The 14035-nt window shown below is 55.1% G+C and carries 11 protein-coding genes and 4 pseudogenes; 9 read left to right on the forward strand and 6 right to left on the reverse strand.

Annotated features, from left to right (window positions below; genetic code table 11):
• Positions 1–80 precede the first annotated feature (80 nt).
• The 3 genes and pseudogenes from GWG54_RS21415 to GWG54_RS19175 all read right to left on the reverse strand — a co-directional run.
• Positions 81–353: pseudogene (locus tag GWG54_RS21415) on the reverse strand (IS630 family transposase); the annotation flags it as partial.
• Positions 354–482: 129 nt separating this feature from the next.
• A complete protein-coding gene (locus tag GWG54_RS19170) occupies positions 483–1841 on the reverse strand; it encodes a DolP-mannose mannosyltransferase (protein ID WP_167939258.1) in 1359 nt (452 codons plus the stop codon).
• A 444-nt stretch (positions 1842–2285) separates the two neighbouring features.
• A complete protein-coding gene (locus tag GWG54_RS19175; protein ID WP_167939259.1) occupies positions 2286–3377 on the reverse strand; it encodes an NAD(P)-dependent oxidoreductase in 1092 nt (363 codons plus the stop codon).
• Between the two features lie 487 nt (positions 3378–3864).
• Between GWG54_RS19175 and GWG54_RS19180 the strand changes: the two genes are divergently transcribed.
• Genes GWG54_RS19180 through GWG54_RS19190 form a run of 3 tightly spaced genes read left to right on the forward strand, consistent with a single transcriptional unit; the run spans position 3865 to position 6468 of the window.
• Positions 3865–4779: a decaprenyl-phosphate phosphoribosyltransferase gene (locus tag GWG54_RS19180; protein ID WP_167939260.1), complete on the forward strand. Its 915-nt coding sequence runs from the start codon at positions 3865–3867 to the stop codon at positions 4777–4779.
• A gap of 31 nt (positions 4780–4810) precedes the next feature.
• Entirely contained in the window at positions 4811–5497 is a 687-nt protein-coding gene (locus GWG54_RS19185) for a PHP domain-containing protein (protein ID WP_167939261.1), read from the forward strand.
• Complete coding sequence (locus GWG54_RS19190; RefSeq protein ID WP_167939262.1) at positions 5494–6468, forward strand: lysylphosphatidylglycerol synthase transmembrane domain-containing protein; 975 nt, start codon at positions 5494–5496, stop codon at positions 6466–6468. Before GWG54_RS19185 ends, GWG54_RS19190 begins: the two co-directional genes overlap by 4 nt.
• A 40-nt stretch (positions 6469–6508) precedes the next feature.
• Here GWG54_RS19190 and GWG54_RS19195 read toward each other — a convergent pair whose 3' ends face one another.
• A complete protein-coding gene (locus GWG54_RS19195) occupies positions 6509–7735 on the reverse strand; it encodes an aryl-sulfate sulfotransferase (RefSeq protein ID WP_245242875.1) in 1227 nt (408 codons plus the stop codon).
• 227 nt (positions 7736–7962) lie between these two features.
• On the opposite strand from GWG54_RS19195, the pseudogene GWG54_RS19200 reads away from it, so the two are divergent.
• From GWG54_RS19200 to GWG54_RS19210, 3 genes and pseudogenes are all read left to right on the forward strand, one after another.
• Positions 7963–8706: pseudogene (locus GWG54_RS19200) on the forward strand (IS6 family transposase).
• A gap of 93 nt (positions 8707–8799) precedes the next feature.
• On the forward strand, positions 8800–9186 hold the full coding sequence (locus tag GWG54_RS19205) for a cyclic nucleotide-binding/CBS domain-containing protein (RefSeq protein ID WP_167939266.1): 387 nt from the start codon (positions 8800–8802) through the stop codon (positions 9184–9186).
• A 218-nt stretch (positions 9187–9404) separates the two neighbouring features.
• On the forward strand, positions 9405–9692 hold the full coding sequence (locus GWG54_RS19210; protein ID WP_167939267.1) for a DUF2892 domain-containing protein: 288 nt from the start codon (positions 9405–9407) through the stop codon (positions 9690–9692).
• A gap of 370 nt (positions 9693–10062) precedes the next feature.
• Here GWG54_RS19210 and GWG54_RS21040 read toward each other — a convergent pair whose 3' ends face one another.
• Positions 10063–11271, reverse strand: coding sequence for a hypothetical protein (locus GWG54_RS21040; protein WP_245242876.1), 1209 nt, complete (start codon positions 11269–11271; stop codon positions 10063–10065).
• A 296-nt stretch (positions 11272–11567) separates the two neighbouring features.
• On the reverse strand, positions 11568–12110 hold the full coding sequence (gene gvpH / locus GWG54_RS19220) for a gas vesicle protein GvpH (RefSeq protein ID WP_245242877.1): 543 nt from the start codon (positions 12108–12110) through the stop codon (positions 11568–11570).
• A 208-nt stretch (positions 12111–12318) separates the two neighbouring features.
• Here gvpH and GWG54_RS19225 point away from each other — a divergent pair.
• The 3 genes and pseudogenes from GWG54_RS19225 to GWG54_RS19235 all read left to right on the forward strand — a co-directional run.
• Positions 12319–12669, forward strand: a pseudogene (locus tag GWG54_RS19225) (transcriptional regulator TrmB); the annotation flags it as partial.
• Between the two features lie 609 nt (positions 12670–13278).
• Positions 13279–13647: a hypothetical protein gene (locus GWG54_RS19230; RefSeq protein ID WP_245242878.1), complete on the forward strand. Its 369-nt coding sequence runs from the start codon at positions 13279–13281 to the stop codon at positions 13645–13647.
• Positions 13648–13747: 100 nt separating this feature from the next.
• Positions 13748–14035 (forward strand): annotated as a pseudogene (locus GWG54_RS19235) (IS5/IS1182 family transposase); the annotation flags it as partial.

The raw sequence follows: 14035 nt of genomic DNA on the forward strand, positions 1-14035 counted from the left end.
CACTACTACAACCGCCAGAGACCGCACCAAGCTCTCGACGGAAAGACGCCGATCGAGGAGGTGCAGAACTATAGTAGACATTAGAAGTGGCTGCTCACTTTTGGGAGTGAATTTTGATCAAGGAGAGTGTTGATCGCTGTCGTCAATTCAACAAGCGAATCGAAGAATCGGTTACTAAGTACTGATCGCAACTGTCTCGAGCGTTCTTCGACTGAATGGGTTCCGGTGAATACTCTGGTAACATGGCAAAGGCGACAATCAAACCATCTTCTAAGTCTCACATAGCTCGAAGATAACATATCTCGAGCGTTAGCAGCCATACATTCTTCGAACCCAAAGAAGAAGCAATCACCGACTCGCCGAGAGGATTCATTAGATACAGCACAGCCTGTGGGTGGAAAGCTCTAACGTCTACTATAGACAGTGCCCAAACAGCAACAGTCTATGGGCAGAAAGTTCTAACGATTGCTATAGATGGTCCACTAGGCACGTTCGACTTCAGTTGGCCACCCGCTGCATTCGCGTGTGTCTAGTTGATCATCGGTTATCGAGATCCATCGTATTTCATTCCAGCTCAACCGGTAGTGACACGTCTCCGGTTGCAATTGCTCCCAATAAATGGTCTGCATTGACGGGACGTCGGCGTCGTCCGGCGTGATCGAGATGTCTTCGTCCACTTCGGCATCTTCCTTCATCGTCTGCAGTGTCGATTGCGGATACGGCGAATCATTGTGCCAGATAATTCCCGCAGGAACGAGCAGTCCGATAACGATGATTATAGCGATACCGACGATCCATCCACGACTGGCCGTCCGAGGTGAATTGTTGCTGTGACGAGCGGTCATCGTTGGCTGCCACTTGATCATACGTTCGACAGCGATAGCAACACCGAGCGCGACGAAGGCGAGCCAAAGGAGTGCATCCGTTGATCCGTCCATGTCGATAGTCAACACTTGATACGTGAGTATCGCGCCGCCAGCCGGCAGCCACCACCGGTCGCGAAGGTTGCGGATGCCAGCGTAGCCCCATCCGAAGAATGCAACTGGAAGAAGTATTGATCCGTACCCGAGCACTAACAGCACTGTGTAGCCGTATTCGGCTAGAGTGTTTGGCGATCCAGCGGTTAACGGTGCGCGTACCGCCTGTACAATCATCGGAACGAGCGCGCCTGCGGCAGCGAATACGATAATGACGACGCCAGCAACGAGACTGCCGCCCGCGATCGCAGAGAGCGCGTTTTTCGTCCCGTTTCGCTGGTATGCCATCCCAACGATCAACGGCGCGAAGACGATCCCCATCTGCCATGAACCGGCGCTCAGTGCGGCAACAGCCCCGGCGAGGAACGGTCGGTCACGGAGGATGAGCGCAAGCGCGAGAGTACCAAAGAACAGCGCGTAAAACTGCGCTCGGATCCCCTCCGGAGAGAGAAGGAAGACTTCTGGCACGACGAGCATTGTAAGACCGGCGGCGATCGCCGCCGCATCCTCTCCAGTCACGAGTTTTGCTACCCAGCCGACGAGTATGACGCTCACGGCGCCGACAAGTGTCGTGAGTGCCGAGCTCAGTGCGTGCAAGACGAGCATATCTCCGCCGGAGACGGCGGCGAGAACGGCTGCGATGCCGAACGGAACGGGTGGATTCACGTCCCAGACGTCGACATATGGGACACCGCCCTGAAGAATATACCAGCCCGTGTGCTGGAAGAACGCTGGATCGGTAGCGATTGCCGGCCATTCGGTCAGGAGGTATTCGGCGAATCCTTTGACGAACAGAAGAGCGACGATCGGACTGAGGACGACGAGCCAACTATCGCGGATCTGAAAACGTGATCTTACTGACATAGGGAGGGGGGATTACACTGTCTGTGGACTTTGACTATCGGGAAGCATGTTATTGTATCGCCTGATAAAGAGAGCAAGCACATACCTCCGTCTTCAGGCGGAAGTCAAGTAGTAGGCCTGGCGCACCATCTACTGTCGGTGACCGAGCCGGATTTCGATCGTAATCGTTTCTCTGTGGCCCTGCATAGCATGGAGTGCTACGAATACCGTGAGATGCCGTCCCCGAACAGACAAGGGGTAGACGAACGCGGACTGTTCGTCACACAGCGATGACATGGTATGCGACGGGACCTCATTGATCGGGCCACAGCCCTATACAGGGGAGGAAACGAGAGTTCTCCCGGTGTGTTGCCGGTTCCCCGTGAGTTCGGGTTAGAACCTCGAACGCCACACCCGGCGGAAACCCGATGGTCGGATTCAACGGTCTTCAGGCTGTGAAGGAGGTCAAATACGTTGTGAGACCTTCTTTGCGATGGCAAGGGCGCCTTGGTCCCATGCGACGCGGTGATCGAGCCCCGTCTCGTCGACCGCTTCGTCAGCCTCGTAATTCTCTAGATACCACTCGTAGGTCTCTACAAGCGCCTCCCGATTCGAGTACTCAGGCTCCCATCCGAGTCCCTTCAGCTTCTCGACGGAGACGTAGGAGTCCTCATGGGCCGTCTCGTAGACCCACGGGTACAGCGGGGACAGATTCAGCCGTTCAAGGACGCGGAGGACAGCAACCGTGAGGAAGGCGGGAGTCCCGATGGTGCGTTTACCCGTCTCAGCGTAATCGATGGGCGCCTGGAAGTCCTCCTTCATCGTGCCGAACTCGTCGGTGCCGACGTTGAACGTGTCATTTTTCGCCTCCTCGTCACCGGTGAGCATCAGTTCGATAGCGGTGACCAGATCGTGGACGTGCAACAGCTGGTAGCGGTTGTTTCCCCAGCCGACAAGCGGGACGTTCGCGCCGTCCTCGATCCAGTCGAACAGCACCTGAAACACACCGAGTCGCTGTGGGCCGATGAACGTTTTCGGACGGAGAATCGGGACGTACATCCCCATTCGGCGGAAATCCTGGCAGATCTTTTCGGCCTCGATCTTGGCCTCACCGTAGGGACCGACTCCATCTAGAGGCGATTCTTCGGTGATTGGATGTTCGTCATGAGTCCCATACACCGCCGTCGAGGAGATATAACAGACCCGCTTGACGTCGCGTTCTTTCGCCGCCCAGAGCACGTTCCGCGTCCCGTCGATCGTTGTTTCGCGGATACGGTCGGCATCCCACAACGGGAGTGCGGCCGCCGTGTGTACGACACTGGTGGCGCCGCTCTCTTCGAGTGCGTTGGCTACGGCTGCCTCGTTTCTGACATCACCCTTGATGAAGGAAATGCCACCTGTGTCATCTTCCTTGTCGAACGGTTGGAGGTCGAACGCCGTGACGTCCCACCCTTGATCGCGGAAGTATTGACATGTGTGCAATCCGAGGAATCCGGTTCCGCCTGTGACGAGAACTGAGTCGATCGAGTCGTCGCTGTTGCGTTCACTATTGCTCATTCTGGTATCAAACGGGACGTCTATATGGGACCTCAATAGTGTATCGGCATGTATCGTGTTCTATACTGTTCGTAGACTTCTTCCATTTGTAAAATTGGTGGGCAGTAGCACGATTGAGCGAACATCGAGCGAATGGCAATTCCTCACTTGGTATCGTGAAACCGGCGTATTCGATTGCGAGTTGAGTAGTGGTTTCCACCGCAACGGTCTTCCGATCTGTTTCTGCTTGCGAAACCCCTTGTCGTTTGTTCGAGTCCACTAATCAGCCCAGCGCGTCCGGTGACTACTTCATGTTCGAAAGGCAGGCATCGCACACCAGCTTTCGGTTTTGATTATCGAAACGTTACAACCGTGTAACTAGTGTTGCCACTTCAGTTTGAGTGATCGGCTCAAAGCCTCGTTACTATTTAAGACAAACTAATCGGCGCAAATCAGTGAAAGTAAGCTGGATCTTTTTACTGCCCTGTGTGGCAGGAGGGATAGACAAATGTCCCGTGTCTACGCTAACCAGAACCGGTTCGTAGGGACCGTCTCCGGATTGGCAAAGGAGATCCGTCCTTGGCAGTGGTACAAGCAAAGCATTCTGATCTTGGGGCTCATCTTCTCCGAGAACCTGTTCAATTCGGCTGCCGTCACGAACGTCATGCTTGGAATCCTCACCTTCTGCGCTATCGCGGGTGCGACGTATATCGGCAACGACATCCTCGATATCGAAGAGGACCGTAACCATCCACGAAAGAAACATCGCCCGATCGCCAGTGGACAGGTATCGATACCCGTGGCAATCGTGTTCGCGTTCCTGCTCTTCGTTGGTGGTCTCGCTATCTCGTGGTACCTCGGTCCGCTGTTTCTCCTCGTTGTGCTCACGTATCTCGCTCAGAATGCACTCTACTCCTCGATTATGAAGGAGATAGTCATCGTTGACGTGATGGTTATCGCCATCGGGTTTGTCTTGCGAGCCATTGCTGGCGTTGTCGCGATTGACGTCTACCTAAGTCCCTGGCTCGTCGTCTGTACGTTTCTTGGAGCGCTAATGCTCGCGTTCGGTAAGCGCCGCCACGAGATGGCAGTCAGCAATGATCCGTCTGCATCGCGTCCTGTCCTCGGCAAGTACACCGATGAGATGCTCGATCAGTTTCTCATCATCACTCTCTCGGCATTGATCGTCTCGTACTCGCTCTACACGTTCTATGGTGGCGATATGCGGATGATGGCTACGCTTCCGTTTGCCGTTTTCGCGGGCTTCCGCTACCACTTCCTCATCCACACTCAGCAACTGGGCGGTGATCCAAAGTTTCTCTTCAGCGACCGTCCGTTTCTCGTCAACCTCGTCATCTGGGGACTCGTCGTTATCGCGATCCTTTATCAGTTTCCGGTTCGTCTCATCGAGATGATCGCGTGACCACCTTATCTCGTTCCGCACCGAGATCACCATGACACGCCGATACGATCTTCAGGTACACACGAACGCCTCGCCCTGCTCGAGTACGTCGCCCGAGCGCGTCGCCACGGCGGCAGTCGACGCCGAGCTCGACGGAATCGCCGTCACCGACCACGATACGGTCGCTAACGTCGAAGTCGTTCGAGAGACTGCGCCGGACACTCTCGACGTGATCTCCGCGGTCGAGGTGACGACGACCGAGGGCCACCTCCTGGCGCTCGACGTGTCCGAACCACCGCCGCAGGCCGACCCGCTGACGGTGATCGAGCACATCCACGATCAGGGCGGTGTGGCCGTCGTCTCGCACCCGTTCGACACGCTGCGGCAGTACTACGAGACCGATCTCGCGGCCCTCGCCAACGCCGTCGATGGCGTCGAGGCGATCAACTCGCGGTGCGTCCGCCGCCGGTTTAACGAGCGCGCGACGGCGTTCGCAACTGCCTATGACCTGCCGACGACCGGTGGAAGCGACGCGCACTTCCCGATGGAGGTCGGCCGTGCACACACCGTCGTTGAGGGCGACGGAACGCTTGCGGACGCCATACGCGACGGACGCGTCAGACCGAGCGGCCGCGGACGGTATCTCTCAGGTCACATCGCAACCAAACTTCACGAGGCCCACACGCTATCGAGTCGGGCGATCGCGGCCCTCACGTCGGACCAGCCGTTAAGACGATGAGCGGCGAAACCGTCGTCGACCGCAGTCGAACGGTCGTTCGGAGCCACGGCGTCTGGTTGACGGCGCTGCTTTCGGTCGTTGTCTTCCTCGGACTCGCCGTCTATGCGGACGTCGGTACCTTGATGCGTACGCTCGCGACGGTGGAATGGGAGACGTTCGCCATCGTCGTCGGTCTCACAACCGTTGGCTACGGTTTCCGGTTCGCCAAATGGCACTACTATCTCTACTGTCTCGAGATCGACGTGCCGGTTGACGCGAGCGCGCTCACCTTCTTTAGTGGCTTGATGATGGTTGTTACGCCGGGGAAAGCCGGCGAAGTCTGGAAAGCGTGGTTTCTCCGGGACAAACGCGGCGTCCCCGCAAGCAAGACCACCTCCGTTGTCGGTGCCGAACGTATTACCGATCTCATCGCGCTGAGCGCCATGGCCGCGCTCGGGCTCGTGTTCTACAGCCACTCGTCACTGCCGGTTGTCATCACCCTCGGAACCATCGTTATCGGAATTGGCCTGCTCCAGTGGCGGCGAGCCTCCCTGGCGATCCTAGGTGGACTTGAATCGGTTCCGGTGGTTGGGCAGTACGCAACCGATCTCGAGCGGTTTTACGAGAGTGCGTATCGGCTCTTCCGGTTGCGTCCGCTGGTAATCTCGACGCTGTTGAGTCTCGTCGCGTGGGGATTAGAGGGACTCGCGCTCTGGGTTGTCCTCGACGGGTTTGGCGTCGAAGCGAGCGTCGTGGTCAGCCTGTTCGTTTTCGGACTCGGATCGGTCGTCGGCGCGGTGTCGATGCTTCCCGGCGGCCTCGCAGCGACGGAGGCGTCGATGATCGGCGTGCTCGTCTCGTTCGGCTACTCTGAAGCCGTCGCGGCGGCTGCCACGATGATCGTTCGCGTGGGGACGCTCTGGTACGCTGCGGCACTCGGTACCGCGGTGTTTCTCACGTACAAGGGGACACGATTAACAGAAAACGAATGAGGACACGACGTCGTCCCCGGCATAAAGTCGTGGAAGCATGTCACCAACCGATCTCAATCTGACGCCAACCTACGACGAGACCTTCTGCACAGAGCCACAGCGTACCGAGGACAATTCCGACGAGGTGTAGTATCTGCGGGAGGTGCATCCACGTCGGCAAAATATACTGGGCCATAGCTTCTCCCCATCGAATCAGCGATTCGACGGGACCAAGTTCGTCATCGAGCGCTGTCAATTCGTACCCCGATGGGGCGTCCGACCCTTCGCCGACATCAATGCGGTCGGCCTCGTACGGAAGGGGAATGACGTTACCGCCGCGGTCATCAAACTGCCAGACAATCTCACCATCGGGACTGACCTCGAGCACACGGTTGTTCCGGGAATCCGTGATGAGCGTGTTTCCATTGGGCAAACGGTCGGCGTCTCGGGGCCACTGGAGAGGGTCGGTCGCGGGACCGGTGTAACGCCAAATGTGTTCTTGGGACTCGACATCGAGTTCGACGACGCGATTATTCATGCTGTCAGCAACGACCATCGTCCCTTCGTCTTCGATGTGGTGCGGATTGTGTTGTTCCTCCAATATGCTGTGGTTCCCCGGCTCGCCGACGACATTTACGATTTCGTCTGTTTCTGGATCGACTTCGATCATCACGTCGAAGTTACGGATGCTCATCTGGAAGTTTCCATTGTCCAGATAGTCTATGTCATTCATGTGTGTCCAGTCGTCGTGTTCTCCGTCTTTTTCCGGTCCGCCGTATTCCTCGTAAAACGGCGTTCCGGGTGTCAAGTGATCCTCGGCGTGCCACTCCCAGGTAATCTCACCATCGCGGTCAACGGTGAACGCGCGATCGTCACCCATGTCAGCGATCGCTGTCTCGCCGTTGTCGAGGCGCTCAACGTCATGAACCTCATGATTGGCGATAAACTCGTCGTACCAGTCGTACTCCCAGACGACTTCGTTCGCCCCCTTATCGATCTCGATGACACGATTATGGACACAGTGGTCGTCTTCGTTCTCGTATTCGAGATACTCCTCATCGCAGTCTTCAGCGGGGGTCTTAACGGCGACAGCCGCGAGGACGGTTTCCTCGTTGAGTTGCTCGACAGCGAACACTCGTGAGTCCGGCACTGACCATTCCCAGGCAACCTCGCCATCGGGTGTGAGTTCGACAATCCGTCCATTATCGTTATATGAGTGAACGCCAACGAGCGTGTTTCCAGGGTACGACTGGTCCTTGTCTATGACTCTCGGTTCCTGGTCGATCATGACAGCTTGGGCTCCGAGTGATACGCTCAGGAGGACGACAATGCCGAAAGCAACAATGACGCGGGTTCGCTGGGACATAGTTCGTGTTCGAATTCGTGGGAACGAGTCAGTACAACCTCTACATTTCCGTAGGAACTCATCAAACTAGCACCAATAGTTTAATATTCATGGCACTATCTGGTTGAGTCAATTTGAGAAGTGAACAGGTCGTTGAGTGAATTGGTTAGATGCTTGCAGACCTGCTCAGCGAGAGCTATGAACCGGATTTTGAAGAATTTTAGGAGAATGAGCGGACGGCGACGCCCGTCAGGGCGTTTGTCGTCCGCCTCCATCAGACCGGTTGTTCACTTCGGGAGACAACAACGATTTTAGCGGAATTAGGCATTCAGCGCTCTCACGGAGCGGTTTGGAACTGGGTTCATCGGCTAGCTGACAGCGGACGCGACCCGCCTGAGGCGCAGCCGAAGCGGGTCGCTGTTGACGAAACCGCTGTCAAGATTAATAGCGAATAGTCTTGGTTGTACGCTGCAATAGACACCGAGACAAAGTTGATTCTCGATGTTGCGTTATTTGAGCGACATGGCACCGATTCGGCGGCTGCGTTTCTCCATCGACTCACCGAGAAACACGATCACTCGGATGCTGAGTTTCTCGTTGATCAATTCGGCTACCGGACTGCCCTTGCTCGATTAGGATTGAGCGGTCGGGTCAACTATACCGACCGAAACCTCATCGAAAAGTGGTTTCACACGCTCAAAATGCGTATCGACCGCTTCCATAATTCGTGGGTAGGTAGTCGGTCGAGCGTCCGCGAGTGGCTTGAATAGTTTATGCATTACTACAGCCAACAGAGACCGTATCAAGCTCTCGATGGAAAGACGCCGATCAAGGAGGTACAGAACCAGACAGTGTCCTCAAATCGGGCGATCGAAATATTTGAGAATTCGACGGTCAGAACAGTACATCCGTAAGCGGCTGAATTTCCCTTTCTACGACTCTCGAGCAAGAGTTAACCGCTTCTACGTTGTAGCCTTACCATGATAGAACAAACCATAGCATCCGTAATGACACAAGCTGTGCGAACTACCACCGAAGACACGACGGCTAGTGCCATTGCGAGAATGTTCGCGGCAGACAATATCGGATCCGTAGTCGTGACTTCCCCAGAGACAAAAGATATTCTGGGAATTGTTACTAAATCCGACATTATGCACCAGGTCACTGTTGATGCAGATCTCTCGTCTATCACCGTGGGTTCGTTTATGTCGACACCGGTCGTCACAGTCACGAGCGACAAATCGATTCGTGAAGCGGCCACACTGATGAGAGAGCATTCAATCCAACACCTCCCAGTCGTGGATACCAATGAGCTTGTAGGGATTGTAACAACAGCTAATTTAGCTCACTATTTGCCCCGGCTTCGGAGAAACATTCTCCGATCCCGGAACTAGTAAACGAGTTCCCGTGAAATGGTGGAGTCATGGTTGCGAACCTGAAGTTCCCATCACCCAGGGTTTCTGTATCTTTAGCTGCAGGAGGATATCAATTTCCGGTCAGGATTAAGATCGTGGTTGTGTCTAAGAGGAGAGGGTAAGTTCATATTGCAGAGGTGAACAATCTTCATACCATATGTCCGCTGAGAGCCTATAATGCATCGGTGACACTATCCATGGATAAAAATGTTGGCGGATACGACCGCGGATTGCGATCCGTTGTTGGGCCAGTGCTGGTCGTCGTCGGACTCGCCGGACTTGCCGGAGTGGTCACGATCGCTGCCGGTATGATCGGAACGATCTTCGCTGCCCTCCTAATCTTCGTTGGCGCGGTGCTAACGGTCACGGCGGTCACACAGAAATGCCCGATGAACACCATGCTCGGGATCAACACGTACCGGGGATCACCCGACGCCGACGGAAACGCGGAGACCGACGAGTTGACGGCTGAACGACTCAGCTGATCCCACTTTTCGGAATAATAACGACGAACTCTCTGATAATTATAAGATTTAATTTCTAAAATAGGAGGGTAAAACAAGGTGTTGACGGTCGAGGCGATTAGTGAAATGGCCGAGTACGTCTGTATCATCCTTGATGAACGGCCAGTGACGAATCGATGGATCTCAGACCCGAGTGCAAACACTCCGTGAGGACACACTGCTGTTCGTTTCGGATGCGACAGAAGAGGACGATGAACGGTCGATCCTTCAGTTTGGAATTTCTGACGACCCTGTTAAGAAAAATACACAATAGTAGGGGGGGAATGCCTACGACTTTGGTCGTGAGAGGATGTCAATTGTGACGGCCCCTGTCTGGGGACTGACATCGTTGTTACTTGTTTCGCTTCGGCATCGTCGAGTAGCGCTTGACGGCATGCATGTCCGCTCGTTCTGACGGCGGCGGTGCCATTGTCGAGAGACGAGACGAATCGCTCGAGCCGAACCCGCCGTCACCGCTGTCGCCCAGCCCGAGGAGCCCGCTATCGTCTTCATCGCTATCGTCACTTTCGTCGTCGGTTTCTTCCACTTCGTCCGTCACGTCCTCGTGGCCTATGGCCGCCTCCTCGATTTGCTCTTGGATGTCGCCGATCTCGTCGCCAAACGTCTCGAATGGCGAGCTCAACGCCGCACGGAGACGGTCCTCGAGATCATCGACCTCCTCGCCGTTGCCTTCCCTGGCCTCTGCTTCGCTCTCGTCGTCAGCTGTCGCCTTCTGTTCAGTTCCATCTTGGTCAGAGGTATCGTCCTGGTCAGTGTCTTCCGTCATCGTCTCGTCCGTTGCCGACTGAGCCTGCTGAATTGCCTCTCGAATCTTGACGGTCGCGTCTTCGAGTGTTTCCTCGTCTGATCGGTCGCCAAGCTTCGCGAGGCGCAACAATCGATGGAGATCCTCGACGCGTTCAGGATCGCCCTTCGCAATCGCCTCGGAAACGGATTCGGCCTCCGATCCGTCCGGCAGTGTCCTGAGACCAGCAGCCTCGAGCAATTCCATCGGCCCCGAGGATGCAACGAGTTCGTCAGCCTCCCTCGCGACTTCGATCAGGTTGTGTCCGGCGTCATCTGCCGTCCCCTCCGGTGTTAGCAACGTCCCACTTTCGTCGCTCGCTTGGTCCAGAATCTCCGCCACTCGGGTGTCATATTCGGCAGTTTCCGTGTCATATTCGGCAGTTTCCGACTGTGCCTGTCGGATTGTCTCACGGATCCCGCCGGTTGCGTCCTCGAGTTGCTCCTCGTCCGATCGATCGCCGAGTTTCGCGAGACACAGCAGCCGATGAAGATCCTCGACGCGTTTGGGATCGCCCTTTGCGACCGCCTCGGAAACGGACTCGGCCTCCGATCCGTCCGGGAGCGTCTCGAGACCAGCAGCCTCGAGCAATTCCATCGGCTCTGAGGACGCGACGAACTCGTCAGCTTCCCTCGCGACCTGAATGAGGCTGCGTCCGGCGTCATCTGCCGTCTCCTCCGATGTCAGTAACGTCCCACTTTCGTCGCTCGCTTGGTCCAGAATCTCCGCCATTCGGGTGCTGTATTCATCGTTCATGGATCGATGCGTTCGTGTCGTTGTGGTCCGCGGTGATTACAATCCGGTCTCTGTTCTGAAGGCTGACAACGATCTGCTCAGAATTCTCACAACCGCTCTAATCGACTTCATCGTCGCTTGTGAATTGAGCGCACATACAGCAGTCCGTCAGTGAGCATTGACTAAGAGGAATCACCTCCATACGCCAGTGACTCAATTCCCGTTCCACCTTATTTCAAAAATGTAACTTGTTGTTCCAGTCAGTCTAGTTGCCGAACAGTAGACCCAAATATACGGCTGAAGGAGAACCCGATTCTCTAGGAAGTGGATTTCTCGGACGATTCGGTGTCGTCTGACTGTACGTAGACTTCGAGGACACCGTTCTTGAACCACGCTTTTCGCATTTCAGACGAGGTCCAGGGAAGCTCTACTCGTCCAACCGTAGTGTCTGTTTCCTTGATAATGAGTTCGTTCGTGCTTGGATTGATTCCAGCCGTGAGATCATCTTTGGTTGCTCCAGGCAGGTCAGCGACAACAACGAACTCGCCGTTGTCAAGACGAGTATCGATCAAACAGTCTGTGGACTCCGATTTGCGCGCTTGTTTTCGCTCCGAACTGTCTGTCCGTTGCTTTTGATTTGCCTGCGTTCTCTGCGCAGGTGGTCGTGATCGAGGAGGGCCTCTCGAGGAGCGCTTCGCGTCTTCTCCAACCAGATTTTCTAATCCCTCTGACAATGATCGCAATCCTGCTTGTAGTGAACTCTCGATAGCTCTTGCAAGGGAGGGGTCGGTTTGTTGGCGATTATGTCCGGATGTCTCCCGCTCGCTATCTCCCCGCTCGTTTCCATCCTTGTTGCTCATAGGGGTTCACCTCTGTGTCGCGGTTACCCCGTGTATTGTGTGATTGTCCCTAGCAGGATAAGTCTCTGGACTCACCAGTTGTTATGTTTTATTTTAGAATATCTATCAAATGACTGGAAAACATTTTCACAAGCGTCTTATCATCTTCGTAGAGATGGTGTGTACCATGTGATACTCGTACAAGCATTATAGTTAGGATTCAAAAGATAGTTCTGGACAAGTTCTGTTGACCGCAAATCTGGATGATGCTGAGTATACTATTACCGCGACACTTATCGAAGCCGTTGGACGTTCTTCGCGGGATCAAGATCTGGCCCTCGTAATCGAGAAATATGGGCTCGGGAAACTTGCTGCTGCACTGACGTACGCGATTCCGTACGTCGATCATGGAATGGGTGAGCGTGTCTCTGCCTGCGAGTTAGGAGTCCAGCCAGCATTTGGAATCGCCATCCTGCAGGCACTCCGTGATGTGGTTCTCGACATGCAGGAGGTTGATCTGTATTTCGAGCGCCTACAAGACGCACATGAGCATCTGCCGGCTGAGAACCAGCCTGAGTGAGTTCGATGAATAGAGATGACGACTACTCATCGGACTCCGTAGCGTGGATTGCTGATTCGGGCTTCTTGATCGCATGTGGTCGCCAACAGAATCCCAAGTACAATGCTCTCGAGCGGTTCGCTCGGCGACACGAGATTACCGTTGTGATCCCCGAACGGGTCTACTGGCGGACACCTCGGGCGACCGCCCCGACCAAGCGACGTTCAAGTGTTTCAACAGGGTGTGTCGGTATCGGAGTACCACGCGGACATCAATGCCGCGCTCAATATTGTAGACAGCTACCTCAGCGGAGAGAGTCATTCAAGAGAATACACGGATGGCGATGATTTAGCTGAGGAAGGTAGCCCGTTTGACCGGCCTGTAAGACATCCAAACCGATGCTGAAGCCCAGCAGGCGATGCTTGGAACGTATGCGTCTTGAAACCGTAGGGTTGAATCGCTCGGCCAGAAATCCCATAGTGAGATTCCCGCGACTCGAGGCGCGGGAGGTAGTCAATGGTGACTGAGACACGATACGTTGCATACTCGTCCGTCTCAATAGAGTAATGACGGACTGACCGTTAGACATGCTTCGATACCCTCTTGACCGAACCGCGCACTATAATTTCAATGGGCACGTATACTACAATTGAAATGCATAAAGTAACACGTCTTGGCATTATCGGTCTCGTACTCATCTTCACAATTGGGATGGCCTCGGTCGGCGTGGCCGCCGGTGACACCACCGACGCAACTCAGATCGGCAGCATCGACGTCACGATCGCGGACGAAGAGTTCACGATCGAGAACGTTGATGTATCGGGTGAGGGCCTCCCGTCGTACGAAATCGATGAACGAACCTACGAGATTGATTCGGCGTCGTTCCAGAGCGATGGTGTGACCATCAGCCTCAACGATACCACATACGAGATCTGCAGCATCGATATCCGACTCGAGAACATCTCTGTAACGCTCTCGGACGTCTCGGTTGGAAACTGAACAGCTATTCGTGTCTTTAGAGGGCTGCGTTGAATCACTAGACGGTGTCGGGGGAGGTCAGTAAATCGAAGGAGTTGAAGCGGGGAGACTTCGGTTGTCCATGACGAAAATCTCCCGCTTCACCGAGCGTTGCGTCTCGATTGCACAAAGAGTTACGGGTGAACGAGGCGAATCCGCCGCCCCGCAGGGCGGCGGCGGATTCGCCGACTATGCCCTCGTTTCGCTGCATTGTCTCCGGATTTATCTCGATACGTCCTACCGGATGACAATCGATCTGTTGAAGGAGATGCCGCAAATAACAGGGGAGATCGGCCTTGACGAGGCCGATCTCCCCGCGCCTTCCACGCTGTGTAAGGCGTTTGATCGGATCGAGATGAGCGTCTGTCGA

The sequence above is a fragment of the Natronococcus sp. JC468 genome (assembly GCF_012163165.1).
GTDB classification, from domain to species: Archaea; Halobacteriota; Halobacteria; order Halobacteriales; family Natrialbaceae; genus Natronococcus; species Natronococcus jeotgali.

Bases quoted from the DNA above. Each gene is read 5' to 3' on its own strand.
- GWG54_RS19170 (WP_167939258.1), bottom strand. From the start codon at position 1,841: ATGTCAGTAAGATCACGTTTTCAGATCCGCGATAGTTGGCTCGTCGTC.
- GWG54_RS19175 (WP_167939259.1), bottom strand. From the start codon at position 3,377: ATGAGCAATAGTGAACGCAACAGCGACGACTCGATCGACTCAGTTCTC.
- GWG54_RS19180 (WP_167939260.1), top strand. From the start codon at position 3,865: ATGTCCCGTGTCTACGCTAACCAGAACCGGTTCGTAGGGACCGTCTCC.
- GWG54_RS19185 (WP_167939261.1), top strand. From the start codon at position 4,811: ATGACACGCCGATACGATCTTCAGGTACACACGAACGCCTCGCCCTGC.
- GWG54_RS19190 (WP_167939262.1), top strand. From the start codon at position 5,494: ATGAGCGGCGAAACCGTCGTCGACCGCAGTCGAACGGTCGTTCGGAGC.
- GWG54_RS19195 (WP_245242875.1), bottom strand. From the start codon at position 7,735: ATGATCGACCAGGAACCGAGAGTCATAGACAAGGACCAGTCGTACCCT.
- GWG54_RS19205 (WP_167939266.1), top strand. From the start codon at position 8,800: ATGACACAAGCTGTGCGAACTACCACCGAAGACACGACGGCTAGTGCC.
- GWG54_RS19210 (WP_167939267.1), top strand. From the start codon at position 9,405: ATGGATAAAAATGTTGGCGGATACGACCGCGGATTGCGATCCGTTGTT.
- GWG54_RS21040 (WP_245242876.1), bottom strand. From the start codon at position 11,271: ATGAACGATGAATACAGCACCCGAATGGCGGAGATTCTGGACCAAGCG.
- gvpH (WP_245242877.1), bottom strand. From the start codon at position 12,110: ATGAGCAACAAGGATGGAAACGAGCGGGGAGATAGCGAGCGGGAGACA.
- GWG54_RS19230 (WP_245242878.1), top strand. From the start codon at position 13,279: ATGGGCACGTATACTACAATTGAAATGCATAAAGTAACACGTCTTGGC.